Source organism: Acinetobacter sp. ANC 4636 (assembly GCF_054454555.1).
In genome coordinates this window covers 54,323-68,052 of record NZ_JBTKVD010000002.1, presented here as the reverse complement: position 1 = coordinate 68,052, position 13,730 = coordinate 54,323, and the positions used below count along the sequence as shown (strand labels likewise).

Annotated in this window: 12 protein-coding genes; 10 read left to right on the top strand and 2 right to left on the bottom strand. The window is 44.1% G+C overall.

Annotated features, from left to right (window positions below):
- Window positions 1-15 precede the first annotated feature (15 nt).
- Window positions 16-951, bottom strand: a complete 936-nt coding sequence (gene lpxL / locus ACX1N5_RS02480; protein WP_458799742.1) for an LpxL/LpxP family Kdo(2)-lipid IV(A) lauroyl/palmitoleoyl acyltransferase — start codon at window positions 949-951, stop codon at window positions 16-18.
- A gap of 330 nt (window positions 952-1,281) precedes the next feature.
- Between lpxL and ACX1N5_RS02475 the strand changes: the two genes are divergently transcribed.
- The 3 genes from ACX1N5_RS02475 (at window position 1,282) to ACX1N5_RS02465 (ending at window position 2,569) form a co-directional block, all read left to right on the top strand.
- Window positions 1,282-1,833: an O-acetyl-ADP-ribose deacetylase gene (locus ACX1N5_RS02475; protein ID WP_458799743.1), complete on the top strand. Its 552-nt coding sequence runs from the start codon at window positions 1,282-1,284 to the stop codon at window positions 1,831-1,833.
- Between the two features lie 18 nt (window positions 1,834-1,851).
- On the top strand, window positions 1,852-2,094 hold the full coding sequence (locus ACX1N5_RS02470; RefSeq protein ID WP_458799745.1) for a DUF1272 domain-containing protein: 243 nt from the start codon (window positions 1,852-1,854) through the stop codon (window positions 2,092-2,094).
- A gap of 85 nt (window positions 2,095-2,179) precedes the next feature.
- Complete coding sequence (locus ACX1N5_RS02465; RefSeq protein WP_458799747.1) at window positions 2,180-2,569, top strand: cytochrome b562; 390 nt, start codon at window positions 2,180-2,182, stop codon at window positions 2,567-2,569.
- A gap of 101 nt (window positions 2,570-2,670) precedes the next feature.
- Here ACX1N5_RS02465 and ACX1N5_RS02460 read toward each other — a convergent pair whose 3' ends face one another.
- Entirely contained in the window at window positions 2,671-4,581 is a 1,911-nt protein-coding gene (locus ACX1N5_RS02460; protein WP_458799749.1) for an ATP-binding cassette domain-containing protein, read from the bottom strand.
- A 35-nt stretch (window positions 4,582-4,616) separates the two neighbouring features.
- Between ACX1N5_RS02460 and ACX1N5_RS02455 the strand changes: the two genes are divergently transcribed.
- The 7 genes from ACX1N5_RS02455 (at window position 4,617) to ACX1N5_RS02425 (ending at window position 13,719) form a co-directional block, all read left to right on the top strand.
- Window positions 4,617-4,859 (top strand): SlyX family protein, encoded by a 243-nt coding sequence (locus ACX1N5_RS02455; protein ID WP_004899303.1) that lies wholly within the window; start codon window positions 4,617-4,619, stop codon window positions 4,857-4,859.
- 342 nt (window positions 4,860-5,201) lie between these two features.
- Entirely contained in the window at window positions 5,202-5,642 is a 441-nt protein-coding gene (locus tag ACX1N5_RS02450) for an ammonium transporter (RefSeq protein ID WP_116726767.1), read from the top strand.
- Between the two features lie 29 nt (window positions 5,643-5,671).
- Window positions 5,672-8,314: a type I DNA topoisomerase gene (topA, locus tag ACX1N5_RS02445; protein WP_458799752.1), complete on the top strand. Its 2,643-nt coding sequence runs from the start codon at window positions 5,672-5,674 to the stop codon at window positions 8,312-8,314.
- A 92-nt stretch (window positions 8,315-8,406) separates the two neighbouring features.
- On the top strand, window positions 8,407-9,165 hold the full coding sequence (locus ACX1N5_RS02440; RefSeq protein ID WP_131379445.1) for a hypothetical protein: 759 nt from the start codon (window positions 8,407-8,409) through the stop codon (window positions 9,163-9,165).
- Window positions 9,166-9,181: 16 nt separating this feature from the next.
- Window positions 9,182-9,751 carry an HdeD family acid-resistance protein gene (locus ACX1N5_RS02435; protein WP_458799754.1) on the top strand — a complete coding sequence of 190 codons (570 nt, stop codon included), beginning with the start codon at window positions 9,182-9,184 and terminating at the stop codon, window positions 9,749-9,751.
- Between the two features lie 298 nt (window positions 9,752-10,049).
- The gene (locus ACX1N5_RS02430; RefSeq protein WP_458799756.1) at window positions 10,050-11,516 is read left to right on the top strand and encodes a CYTH and CHAD domain-containing protein; all 1,467 of its coding nucleotides are present in this window, start codon (window positions 10,050-10,052) and stop codon (window positions 11,514-11,516) included.
- 226 nt (window positions 11,517-11,742) lie between these two features.
- Entirely contained in the window at window positions 11,743-13,719 is a 1,977-nt protein-coding gene (locus ACX1N5_RS02425) for an ATP-dependent helicase (RefSeq protein ID WP_458799758.1), read from the top strand.
- The last annotated feature ends 11 nt before the right edge of the window (window positions 13,720-13,730 follow it).

The following is a 13,730-nucleotide window of genomic DNA, read 5'->3' as shown; positions in this document are numbered from 1 at the left end:
GCTGAATTCCTGATTTTAATAAATTTTGTCGTAGCCTTCAGGGCGGGTTTTAAAGCGGCGATGAAACCACATGTATTGCGTTGGAGCAATACGTAGCTGATTTTCAATAATTTTATTAACACGTGTTGCATCATCGACTTCATCGTCAGAAGGTAGGTTTTCAACAGGCGGCTCAATCAAAATATGATAATGAGGGTCGGCTTCATCACCATAACGATAAAAATACAGCGGAATTGCCGCAGCCTTGGAAATTTTTAACAAGCGGCGGTGCGCCGTAACCGTTGCTGCAGGCGTGCCAAAGAAAGGTGCCATAACGCCTTGTTTTAGACCAAAATCCTGATCAGGGCTATACCAGATGGCACGTCCATTTTTCAGATGGCGAATCAGACCGCGCATGTCGTCATGGTCAATTTGATTTTTATAAATCGTGGCACGCCTGCGGTAAATCAGCATGTCCAGTAACGGGTTGTTTTGCGGGCGATAGACTACATCGGGTTCAAAGTACTGCGCACAGATGTACCCGCCTGCATCGAGCAGGGTGCTGTGCGTTCCGAGTAGCAGTACTCCCTGACCCTTTTGTTGCGCATGAGTAATATGTTCCAGACCTTCAATCGTGACGCGATCTTTAAACCATTGTGGCTTATACCACGCATTTAAGGTTTCAAAAGTCCCGAGCATCATGTCCACAAAAACTTGCTTGGCATGTTGCTCAACTTCATTCCGTGACCATTCAGGAAAACACACTTCCAGATTGCGAATGGTGGTTTTGCGGCGAGACTTGAGGTATTTCCACGCCAGATTGGCAAGCGCATGTGCCAGACGGCGCTGAACTGCCCACGGTAAAATCGCAAGAAGCATAAGAAAGACAATAGCAGTCCATACCCCCCAGTATTTGGGCAGTAGAAAAGACCATTGAAATTGACCAGGAATGTAATCTTGCTGTTTACTCATATGGCGATAAAAACTGAATAAAAAACTGGGTGCAGTGTAGCATGAACTGATTTTCGAAATTCAACAGTTATCGCAATGGATATAAATACATGGTGACTGGTTAACGACGTTGTTCCAATAAAATGCGTACGGCAAGTGCTGAAAGTACGCTGTCCATCAGCCATTTTTGTAACTACGCCCAAGATATGTGCTGTTGTAAAAAACGGGCAATATGCGCTGCAGAAAATACAATCAAGGCATTTAGACAGGCTAATCACAATTTGAATCAAACCGAGTATAGTGCAAGATTTGAGCTAAAATCGAATCAATGCGCATCAAGCGGAGGGCACAATGAAAACAATCCGAATTATACAGGGCGATATTACAGAGCTGAAGGTTGATGCAATTGTGAATGCTGCCAATAGTTCGCTGCTCGGTGGTGGCGGGGTAGATGGTGCTATTCATCGCAAAGGTGGGGCTGAAATTTTGACGGAATGTCAGCAGATTCGCGCACGTCAAGGTGGCTGTGCAGTGGGTGAAGCCGTGATTACCCATGCAGGATTATTGCCTGCACAATACGTGATTCATACGGTTGGACCGATTTGGAAAAATGGCATGTATGATGAAGATCAGTTTCTTGCAAATGCCTATCGTCATAGTCTGGAGTTGGCCGAGTCCAAGCAACTGCATAGCGTGGCTTTCCCCAATATTTCTACAGGTGTGTACGGCTTTCCCAAAGCACGTGCGGTCAATATTGCCCTAGCCACGGTGATTGATTTTTTGAAAACTTCAATTCAGGTGACTGAGGTCATTTTTGTGTGCTTTGATCAGGAAAATTACCAGCTTTATCAGCATGAAAGTTTAAATCATGCCAAGCAGCAGAGCGATTTACGGTTGCTCTAAGTCCAAGGGAAAATAATCATGCTGGAGCTACGTCCAAACTGTGAGTGTTGTAATGTCGATTTAGCCGTGGATTCGAAGGAAGTGTTGATTTGCTCTTTTGAATGCACTTTTTGTTTGTTGTGCAGTGAACAGATTTTAAATTTTATCTGTCCAAATTGTGGCGGTGAGCTGGTAAGACGCCCGATTCGCCCAGAGAATAAACTGCAAAAATATCCTGCATCGACTCAGCGGGTTTTTAATCCGAATTTAAAAAACAGATAAGCTTATTGTGTAAAAATCAGCATACCAACCGCATTATCATGAGATCTGCGGATTTAAGACTAAGTAACGAGTAAGGAGATATTGTGTGAAAAGAATAGGACAGATGCTTGGCGCTGTAACCTTGAGCCTCGCGGTGCAGTCAGTTTTTGCTGCAGATTTGGGGCAGGATATGGAAACACTAGAAAATAATTACGAGTTATTTCAAGAGACGCAAAATACCCAGCAAGCGCTGACCGCATTAACTGCCATGCAGAAGGCGGTATTGGATGCCAAGCAGTCTATTCCGATGAAATTGATTGGTCAGCCTGATAACAGCCCTGAGGTTCTAGGATATCGTAAAGCACTAGATGGTTTGAATACGGAACTCACTCAAACTTTGGCTTTGGTTAAAGCTGGAAATTTGCAACAGGCGCATGAGCAGGCAATTCCTACGATTGATAATATGAGAAAAGCTAATCATCAGAAATTTCGCTAGTTCTCCAGTTGCAAGCGATAACTGAACCCGATCTTATTTCGAATTAAAAAAATTAATCACGCCGTAGCGTGGTTAATTTTTTATCTATACGGCTTGAGGTGTTAATTTCCTTTCACCATATTTTCCAGCTCATCCCAACGCTCTAATTTTTCCAGCAGAAGTTCATCAATTTCTGCGAGGCGTTGACTGGCTTGAGTTGCAGTATCAGCATCTTTTAAGAACCATGAGCCATCGGCAAGTTTTGCAGAGAGTTCAGATTGTTCTGTTTCCAGACTTTCAATCTCGGCAGGCAATTGCTCAAGTTCGCGCTGATCTTTGTAGCTGAGTTTAACCTTTTTAGGCACAGCTTCGGCTGCCAGTTTCTCGGCTTCTGCTTTGGCTTGCGCTTTTTTCACATCAGCTTTTTGATCGACCACTCTCTCGTCAGGGCGCTGTAACAGATAATCCTGATAGCCACCGATATATTCGGCAATACCGCCTTTACCATCAAAGACCCAAGTTGAAGTCACGACATTGTCCATAAAGGCACGGTCATGGCTAATCAACAGCAATGTGCCTTTGTACTCTGCCAGCATATCTTCAAGCAACTCTAGCGTCACCATATCGAGGTCATTGGTCGGTTCGTCCATGACAATCAGGTTGGATGGCTTGAGCAATAGTTTTGCCAGTAAGATACGGTTACGCTCACCACCTGACAAGGCTTTGACTGGAGTACGGGCACGTTCAGGTGAGAATAGGAAATCTTGCAAATAACTGTAAATATGACGGCGTTGACCATTTACATCGACAAAGTCAGAACCTTCCGAGACGTTGGCAGCCACGGATTTTTCAAGTTCAAGCTGATTACGCAACTGGTCGAAGTAGGCGACTTCAAGCTGCGTACCTGTTTTTACAGTACCTGTATGTTCAATATCGCCCAAAATGGCTTTGATAAGTGTAGTTTTACCGACACCGTTATCACCAACAAGACCAATACGGTCGCCGCGCATCACCAGCGCAGAGAAGTCTTTAATCAGTGGTTGATCACCATACTGCACACCCAAATGTTCAATATCGAACACCAGTTTGCCTGAGCGTTGTGCTTCCTGAACGCCCATGTTGACTTTACCTTGTTGGAAACGACGCGCTTTGGATTCTTCACGTAGCGATTTTAATGCGCGCACACGACCTTCGTTACGGGTACGACGCGCTTTAATGCCTTGACGAATCCATGCTTCTTCTTCAGCCAGTTTTTTGTCAAACAGCGCATTTTGCTTTTCTTCAGCTTCAAGCTGTTGGGCTTTGAGTTCAAGGTAACGTGAATAGTTGCCTTCAAAACTACGCAGTGCCCCACGATCCAGTTCCACGATACGTGTCGCTAGGCGATCTACAAAAGAACGGTCATGCGAAATAAACAGCAGGGTTAAGTTATTTTGTTCGAGTAAGAATTTTTCTAACCATTCAATGCTTTCGACATCCAAATGGTTGGTCGGTTCGTCGAGTAAGAGGACATCAGGCTGGGTAAGAAGTGCTCGGGCTAATAGCACACGACGCTTACGACCACCCGACAAATCTGCCAGATCTGCATTCGGGTCTAAGCCCATTTTGCCCAAAATGGTGTTGACCTTGTTTTCTAAGGTCCAACCATCAAGCTGATCCAGTTTGTGTTGCAGGTCGCCCATGCGTTCGCAGGCAGCCATATCACCCAAAACGCAGGCATCGCTTGCGGCATGATATTGTTTTAAAACTTCGGCAGCTTCACCTGCACCATCGGCAACGATATCGGCAACTTTACCCGAATCCATTGGTACATCTTGCGCAAGCATGGAAATGGTTAAGCCATTTTGCACTAAAACTTCACCATGATCGGGCAATAAGCTTCCCTCAATCAGTTTAAGTAAAGTAGACTTACCCTCACCGTTGCGCCCAATCAAACACACTCGTTCGCCACGTTCCAAAGTAAAGTTCGCGCCGTCGAGAAGGGCGGGTCCACCAAATGCAAGTTGGACATCCCTTAAAGTAATATAGGCCATAGAGTTTCCTAAAATCCCAAATTGAGGAGTGTTAAATGACTAAACCACCATATGATGATCAAGCGTCATTTTCCGCACCCATTGAAGATTTGCAAGTCCGAATTGCATTTTTAGATGATTTAGTTGAACAATTGAATGAACAATTGGCTCGACAAAGCTTGGAAATTGCGGATTTGCAAAAACAAATGCAGTTTTTGTATCAGCGTGTCGAAGCAGCAGATTTATCAGAAGGGATTGCACCGTTTGATCCTTTAACCAATAAGCCGCCACATTACTAAGCCTCAATGGTGTCATTGAAACAGCATGAAGTGAAAAAAGCGCATTTATTTTTGATGGGCAGAATGTCCTAATCAGTTTAAACCTGAGCACAAAAAAGTGATGGATGCTATTGAACAGGGCATTGATGGTGCCTTGAAAGCCTACTTTTATTGAATCCACATCCCCCTCTATAGCCATAAAAATGCGGTAGCTTGGTTAAGGGCAAATTGGTTTTAATCCAAAAAATTGCAAATATGGCTGCAAAGATACGCAAGCTGACTTGCACTTGATCAGGAAAACTTGCCTTTTCTATTCAGCTTATGTAACTCTAATACAAGATGAATAAATGAAGAACGTCAGGTATGGGTCTTTGGATTACCATTATTATTGTGCTATTTGTATTGGGTTCGGTCTTGGGGTTAAGAGTCAACCCACGTGAAAAAGCCCTTGGCATAATGCGTGATAAAGCGCGCAAGATGGGGTTGCATCCACGCTTAATTGCTGCACCAGAATGGACAAAAATACCCAAAGCCACTGAAAATCGCGCCAGTATGGTGGCGTATTACAGCGTGCTACTGCCTGAAGCAAAATTGCCATTAATGCGTGCCCGAATTCAGGACGACAAGTTTGAATTGGTCTATGGTGATGACAAATTTAAAGATTATCCCATTGCATTAAAGGGGATTTATGCTATTGATATGCAGGCGAACTGTATTGGTGCATATTGGGATGAACATGCAGACTTACATGCAACCCAACTGGAAGCAATGAAAGCCTACCTTACAGCTTTGGCTGAACTTTAAAATTTTAGAAATAGGAAACGAATACCATTATGGCGAATGCTCCTCGGTCTAGCGCTAAAACGACTACAGAACAATCCGCGAGTGCGACCAATAAGCGTGCACTGGTGATTGTGGAGTCTCCAGCCAAAGCGAAAACCATTAACAAGTATTTGGGGAATGAATATATCGTCAAGTCTTCGGTAGGGCATGTCCGTGACCTACCGACAGGCGGTTCAGCCAAAACAGGTGAGAAAAAAACCACAACCCGCACCAAGCTGACCGATGCAGAAAAACAGCAAAAAGCTCAGCAATCGCTGATTAACCGTATGGGTGTTGACCCTGAACATGGCTGGTCTGCGCACTATGAAGTCTTGCCAGGCAAGGAACATGTCGTTGCTGAATTAAAAAAACTGGCTTCACAAGTAGATGAAATCTATCTCGCAACGGATTTGGACCGTGAAGGGGAAGCGATTGCATGGCATTTGCGTGAAGTGATTGGTGGTGATGATTCACGTTATCGCCGTGTCGTGTTTAACGAAATTACCAAAAATGCCATTCAAGAAGCGTTTAAGCATCCAACCCGCCTAGATATTGATCGCGTCAATGCACAGCAAGCCCGTCGCTTTCTTGATCGCGTAGTCGGCTTTATGATTTCACCACTGCTTTGGGAAAAAATTGCCCGAGGGTTATCGGCAGGGCGTGTACAGTCGGTGGCTGTGAAGCTTGTCGTAGAGCGCGAGCGGGAAATTCGGGCATTTATTCCTGAAGAATACTGGCAGGTCTTTGCAGATACCCAGTCGAAAAAAGATGATATTCGTTTAGAGGCTGTCAAACAGGCAGGAAAAACCCTCAAATTAAGAAATAAAGCCGATACTGATCAGTTACTTGCAACTTTGCAAGGTGCACAGTACCAAGTGGCACAACGCGAAGATAAACCGACCAAGGTCAATCCAAGTGCACCGTATATCACCTCGACCTTGCAACAGGCAGCCAGTACACGTTTAGGTTTTTCTGTAAAGAAAACAATGATGCTGGCGCAGCGTTTGTATGAGGCAGGTTTTATTACCTATATGCGTACTGACTCGACATTCTTGAGTAATGATGCAGTCAATATGGTACGTGAACATATTACTAGTCAGTATGGCGCTAAATATTTGCCTGCACAGCCAAACCGTTATGGCAATAAAGCGGGTGCACAAGAAGCACATGAAGCCATTCGACCATCCAATGTGGCTTTGGCAGGTGATCAGCTCGTTGGTGTCGAACGTGATGCACAGCGTTTATACGATTTGATCTGGCGCCAGTTTGTTGCATGTCAGATGACGCCAGCCGAATATCTGTCTTCGACACTGTTGGTTCAGGCAGCTGATATCGAACTCAAAGCCAAAGGTCGAACTTTGGTATTTGATGGCTTTACCAAAGTTCGTGGTGTCAATAAATCTGATGATGACGTGTTGTTACCTGCGGTCAAAGTAGGTGATGCACTACAACTGATCAAACTTGACCCGAGTCAGCATTTTACCAAACCGCCTGCGCGCTTTACCGAAGCATCTTTGGTGAAAGAACTGGAAAAACGCGGTATCGGTCGACCTTCGACGTATGCTGCGATTATTTCTACCATTCAGGAACGTGGTTACGTCAAACTGGAAAACCGCCGTTTATTTGCGGAAAAAATGGGTGAAATTGTCACCGACCGTTTGGACGAAAGCTTTAATAACCTGATGAACTACGCCTTTACGGCAGATCTTGAAGGTCAGCTTGATAAAGTAGCCATCGGCGAACGTGGTTGGAAAGAGTTACTTGATACGTTCTATGGTGACTTTAAAAAGCGTCTGAATGTGGCACAGGGCGAACAGGGCATGCGCCGCAATCAGCCCGTGGAAGTTGCAGATGTGCATTGTCCTGAATGTAGTCGCCCAATGCAGATTCGGACAGGAACAACAGGTGTGTTCTTGGGTTGCTCGGGCTATAACTTGCCACCAAAAGAGCGCTGTAAAGGCACACTGAATTTAACGCCTGTTGAATCTTTGGCGATTTTGTCTGATGACGATGGTGCAGAAACTGCTGATCTGATGTCAAAACGCCGTTGTCCAAAATGTGGCACCGCTATGGACAGCTATGTGATTGACGGCGGGCGCAAGTTGCATGTCTGTGGTAATAATCCAGACTGTGGTGGTTATGAACTCGAAGAAGGTGAGTTCAAGATCAAGGGTTATGATGGGCCGACCATTCCATGTGATAAATGTGATGGCGAAATGCAGTTAAAAACTGGACGTTTTGGCCCTTACTTTGCCTGTACCAGTTGTGAAAATACCCGTAAAGTCTTGAAAAATGGACAACCTGCACCACCACGTGTTGATCCGATCAAGATGGAACATTTGCGTTCAGCAAAACACGATGATTTCTTTGTCTTGCGTGATGGTGCAGCAGGTCTTTTCCTCGCAGCTAGCAAGTTTCCAAAAGTCCGTGAAACCCGTGCGCCGAAAGTTGCTGAGTTGCGTACCGTTGCTGAACAGCTTGATCCAAAATATCAGTATTTGTTAAAAGCTCCAGATACAGATCCTGAAGGCAATACCACGATTGTGAAATTTAGCCGTAAAAATCAGGCTCAGTATATTGGCTCGGAAACGCCAGAAGGCAAGCCAACCAAATGGAGTCTTGTGTATCAAGATGGAAAATGGATTGAAGGCTAAGTCCCGATTTAATATTCTCTAACAATTCAAAGAATGCTGGCAAATTTGCTGGCATTTTTTATAGAAAAAATAATAAATAGGTCATTTGAGATATGTGGAAAAAAATTCGTGTCACATTTTTATTGTTGGTTTTACTTGTTGTCGTAGTCAACGCTTGGCGTGATCAAAATCAAAACTGGGATCATCCGATTGTGGTGTTGCTGCACCCTGTCAATGCCGATGGTCAAGCCACAACCGAGCAATATATTCAACATTTAACGACAGAGGCATTTGCCAGTTCCCAGCAATTTTTGCAAGATTCCAGTAATTTATATCGCGGGAAAAAAGTCTATTTTATTTATCAGTTAGGACGTGAGTTAAAGCAGTTGCCGCCAAAAATTCCTGAAAATGCCAGTGTGTTACAAGTGATGCTGTGGAGCCTTAAATTTCGTTATTACGCATGGCAGCAGCATACATCGCAAGATGGTCGCCCAACCGTCACCTTATATCTAAATTATTATGATCCAGAGCAAACCACGGCATTAAAACATTCGACTGCTCTGGAGAAAGGCAGAATTGCAACGGTGAATCTGTTTGCATCGGGGCAGCAGGCAGCGCAGAATAATATTGTATTGACCCATGAGCTGCTCCATGCGTTTGGTGCAACAGATAAATACGAGCTTGCTTCTGGACAGCCGATTTACCCTGCAGGTTATGCCAATCCAGAGCAGCAGCCACGCTATCCACAACATCAGGCTGAAATTATGGGGGGATATATTGCACTTTCAGCAACCACCAGCAAAATGCCTGAAAGCCTGACTCAAGTCACACTCAATAAACCCACCGCCATTGAAGTGGGGTGGACAAAATAAATAAGAGAATGAAATTATGCTTACAGTCGGAAATGATTTGATTCGCCATCAGCTGCATCAGCAACGTAAATGGTATTTGTGGTTCGGCTGGTTACTGGTGTTGTTTGCGGGTGTCTTGCTGTTGAGTCTGCCTTTTGCCACTTTAACGGTGGTCGTATTGTTTGGTGGATTGATGATGCTGGCAGCGATGCTTCATGTATTGGCAGCATTCAAGTTTTTTGATGGTGGTGTGCGTTGGATGTGGTTACTGTTTGCCATAGTGTATTTTATCGCAGGCTTTTTGGCGTTTCGTCATCCGTGGGGAACAGCCATTTTTTTAACACAGGTTGTTGGAATTGTCTTGGTTATGGCAGGGATACTCCGTGTTTTTAAAGCGCTTTTATTTCGTGCGTTTCAAGGCTGGGGCTGGATTTTATTTTCAGGTTGCCTCACTTTATTGACAGGGGTTTTGATTTTACTTAGCCCCAATGCTGCATTTTGGCTCTTGGGGCTATGCCTTGCTTTGGATTTGTTGTTTCAGGGCATCAATTATTTAAGTTTGGCCGCAGTGATTCAGCGTATTCCTCCAAGTTCTGCCGATATCTAATTGTCGATTGATTATCTGGGATTCATTTAAAATAAAAAATAAGCTACCCTGATCTCGCTTTATGATGAAGCCCGTGAAACTGTAAGCGAGCTTCAGCCACATTTTTACAACACATCGAGAGTCTCCTGAAAATCTTTGCATTTGCTTTGAAATGAATGTCTAGCTATTCATTTCATCGGTATGCGGTATATTTTTTTGCTTATTATATAGACAATATGCTGATTCACTTTTAGATTGATGATGGTTTAAAAATTTTGATCGCGGATTCTTAATTCTGGTGTTCGTTAGGAGCATAGGTATGGTTGAAATCGAACTCAAGTTTCAAGTACCCATGATTCACCGTGTTGATGTTTCTCAGGTATTTAATAATAAAAATGCTCAGCCGATACATGTAAAAACCCAATATTACGATACTGCCGACCGCAAATTGTCTGCTGCAAAATTGCAGTTGCAGTTGGTTTTACAAGCGAATCACTGGGTGCAGACTTTGATCTGTGAAGATGCTAAGCATCTCGGTTATCTAGAACATCAAGTGAGCTTGGGTAAAACCGATGCTCCACATGTGGACATTTCATTGCATCGAGGGACGCCAGCAGGTGCGATTCTGTTGGAAATTTTAGGTGATGAAACGCAGACACTAACCCTGCAATTTGAAACGGATATCGTTCGTACCTTGCACAATATTGAGGATCAAGGCAGCCAGATCGAAGTTGCGCTCGATGTGGGCGAAATCCGTACTGAAAAAGATCATCTTCCTATCTATGAACTTAAATTTGAACTCAAAACGGGTTCAGCTGATCGATTATTTTCATTGGTGGCTGATTGGGTGCAGCGTTATGAATTATGGCTAGATATTCGTTGTAGGGCTGCGCGTGGCGATCAGTTACGACAAGGGCTCAAAGCTTTGCCAGCTATACAGGCTTGTAATCCTATACTTGCAAAAAAATTACCTGCCGAAATTGCCTTACGTGAAATGATTGCAAGTTGTCTACAGCAGATTTTACCGAATATTGCTGAAATGATGACTGAAACCAATGAAGCTGAACATGTGCATCAGGCACGTGTGGGGATTCGCCGCTTACGTAGTGCCTTACGTGTTTTTGGTCATTGGTCTAAACAGACTGATCAGACTTGGGAGGTGACTTTAAAGACGCTGTTTAATCAATTGGGTACTATTCGCGATCGTGATGCTTTGGAAGAAAAACTGCTGCCTAAGTTACGTGCAGCAGGTGCGCCTTATGTCAAGTTGCCTGCTCAGATTCAATCGCATCAGCAGGAAATATACAATTTCAAAGATCCATCTTATACGAAATTATGGCTGGCGTTGATTCAATTCATTCAAGCCCCATTAGATAGTCAGCATGAGCAGAATGTTGATGATAACTTGACCGAACTGGCCAGTGCAGAGATTAAACACATGCATCGGCAGTTATTAAAAGATGCTGAAAACTGTTTGGATTTAAACGATATGATGTGGCATCGTATGCGTAAGCGATTGAAACGTTTGCGTTATTGTGTTGAATTTATATCTTCTTTATATGATAAAAAACTGGTTCGCCAATATCTGAGTGCCCTAAGTCCTGTTCAGGATATTTTAGGGCAATACAATGATGTCCTGATTGCCGAAGCATTGTTTAAACAACAAGTACAACATCATGCACAAGCTTGGTTTGCTTTAGGCTGGTTGGCAGCCCATCGTGAACAGTTACGGTTAGAATCTGCTTCGGCTTTACAGCAGCTGCAATATGCCAAGGTCTTCTGGTAAGTACTTTAGCCACAAAAATCAGAAAGGTTGATTGTTCTTAACTACTTGTTTTTACATGAATGTACAACAAAGAAAGGCAAGTGGCTAATCAGGAAGAGATGTGTTTGCATCTTAGGCATAAGAAATGTGGGCTATGGTCTTTGGTGTATTGGCATAAGTTCCTCACAGCAATAGAGGCGAGTTTGTTAAACTATAGCAAATCCCTGATTGAACCTATGATGTTTGCATGAGCCTTGATACCCTGATCGCAGAGTTAAATCCCCAACAAAAACAGGCTGCGACCACAACCGCAGTAAACTGTCTGGTTTTGGCAGGGGCAGGCTGTGGCAAAACCAAAACCATTGTTGCGCGAGCTGCTTATCTGATTGCGCAGGGTATACCTGCCAACCAAATTCAGATTTTGACCTTTACTCGCCGCGCAGCCAGTGAAATTGTGACCCGAGTCGAGCAATATCTGGGCGCAGCCGCGCAAGGTTTACGTGCCTCAACTTTTCATACTTTTTGCATGTATCTGCTACGGCGTAATCCGCAAGCGTTTGGATTGACCCAGTTTAGTATTATTGACCGAGATGATCAGTTGATGATGTTTCGGTTACTGCGCGGTAAGGGCCGCGATAATATTTTACCCAAAGCAGCTCAATTATGTGATCTGTATTCATTTGCACGAAATACACAGGTCAAGCTTTCTGAGGCTTTAGTGCAACAATTGCCAGAAGCATTGCCTTATCAGGCGGAAATTGCAGAGGTAATGCGCCAGTATGAACAGCGCAAGCAGGAGCGTAATTATCTCGATTATGATGATATTTTAGCGATTGTGGCAGGGCATTTGCAGCAGTCGCCTGCACTGGTGGATTGGGTCAGCCGACTGTGTTCTGTGATGCTGGTCGATGAAATGCAGGATACCAATCCATTGCAATGGTCGTTGTTAGAACCTTTGATCGGGCGAGTGCAATTGTTTTGTGTCGGTGATGATGCCCAGTCGATTTATGGCTTTCGTGGGGCAGACTTTGAAAATATTCATCATTTCAAAATGCGGGTTCCCGATGCTCAAGTGCTGACTTTAGAGCAGAATTACCGCTCTACACAGGAAATTCTGGATTTATCCAACTGGTTGTTAAAAAATAGCCCGATTGAATATAACAAGCAGTTGAGTGCACATCGGGGCGCAGGGCAAAAACCACATTTACATATTTTCCCGAATGAGTTTGAAGAAGCGAACTGGATTGCCCAAGATTTAAAACAGCGCTATCAGCAAGATACTGCATGGAATCAGCATATGGTTCTGGTGCGCTCCTCCTACGCTGCGCGGTATCTTGAAAGTGCATTTATTAAAATGGCGATTCCTTATCGTTTCATTGGTGGAACCAAGCTGCTGGAAGCTGCACATGTCAAAGACTTGCTCAGTTTGCTGCGAGTTGCTGCCAACCCGCAAGATGATATTGCATGGATGCGGTTTTTAACCTTATGGAATGGTGTGGGCGATGTTGGTGCCAGCCGACTGACAAGCGAGCTGATTGCTTTGGAGAGCTTAGAGGCACGATGCGCACGTTTGGAACGACATGGTAAAGTGTCACAAGCTGCGATTTTAATTTTAAAACAGCTCTCGATATTACAGCATGAAGTACAACAGTGTATTGGCTTGGCAGTGGATGCCTTGACTGAACAGCTAGCACAGAATTATCAAAATCAGGACTGGACACGCCGTGTCAAAGATTTTGATTTGGTGAAGCAACTGGCACAAAAACATGGGGCTTTGGGCGAATTTCTTGAAGAATATGTGCTTGAACCGATTTCTGTTTCAGAAGTAGAGCGGGCGAGTGATCAGGATGTCGTGACCCTGATTACGGTGCATTCTGCAAAAGGTACTGAGCAACAGGTGTGTTATGTGCCACATTTAACCGTCAATCAGTATCCGCATGCGCGCGCTCAGGGTGATTTCGATGCTGTTGAAGAAGAGCGACGTGTATTATATGTCGCATTAACACGGGCAAAAAATGAATTAATTTTAACCAAGCAGGATTTAAATCATTGGGCATACGATCAAACCGATGAGCTTGGGCGTAAAATTAGCAGTTATTTTTTGAATGATTTGCCCTCATCACTGGTGAATGTTGAAGCGCATAAGCGTATACCCGCTGCCCAGACGGGATTCTCTCAGAAAAAACCACCAACCCGTATTACATTTGGTCTGGATTTTGACTAAGCGTCAAATAT

What these genes read in the sequence shown, in the direction of transcription:
- ACX1N5_RS02425 (WP_458799758.1), top strand. Translation starts at nt 11,743, where the DNA reads ATGAGCCTTGATACCCTGATCGCAGAGTTAAATCCCCAACAAAAACAG.
- ACX1N5_RS02470 (WP_458799745.1), top strand. Translation starts at nt 1,852, where the DNA reads ATGCTGGAGCTACGTCCAAACTGTGAGTGTTGTAATGTCGATTTAGCC.
- ACX1N5_RS02440 (WP_131379445.1), top strand. Translation starts at nt 8,407, where the DNA reads ATGTGGAAAAAAATTCGTGTCACATTTTTATTGTTGGTTTTACTTGTT.
- ACX1N5_RS02460 (WP_458799749.1), bottom strand. Translation starts at nt 4,581, where the DNA reads ATGGCCTATATTACTTTAAGGGATGTCCAACTTGCATTTGGTGGACCC.
- topA (WP_458799752.1), top strand. Translation starts at nt 5,672, where the DNA reads ATGGCGAATGCTCCTCGGTCTAGCGCTAAAACGACTACAGAACAATCC.
- ACX1N5_RS02475 (WP_458799743.1), top strand. Translation starts at nt 1,282, where the DNA reads ATGAAAACAATCCGAATTATACAGGGCGATATTACAGAGCTGAAGGTT.
- ACX1N5_RS02430 (WP_458799756.1), top strand. Translation starts at nt 10,050, where the DNA reads ATGGTTGAAATCGAACTCAAGTTTCAAGTACCCATGATTCACCGTGTT.
- ACX1N5_RS02450 (WP_116726767.1), top strand. Translation starts at nt 5,202, where the DNA reads ATGGGTCTTTGGATTACCATTATTATTGTGCTATTTGTATTGGGTTCG.
- ACX1N5_RS02455 (WP_004899303.1), top strand. Translation starts at nt 4,617, where the DNA reads ATGACTAAACCACCATATGATGATCAAGCGTCATTTTCCGCACCCATT.
- ACX1N5_RS02435 (WP_458799754.1), top strand. Translation starts at nt 9,182, where the DNA reads ATGCTTACAGTCGGAAATGATTTGATTCGCCATCAGCTGCATCAGCAA.
- lpxL (WP_458799742.1), bottom strand. Translation starts at nt 951, where the DNA reads ATGAGTAAACAGCAAGATTACATTCCTGGTCAATTTCAATGGTCTTTT.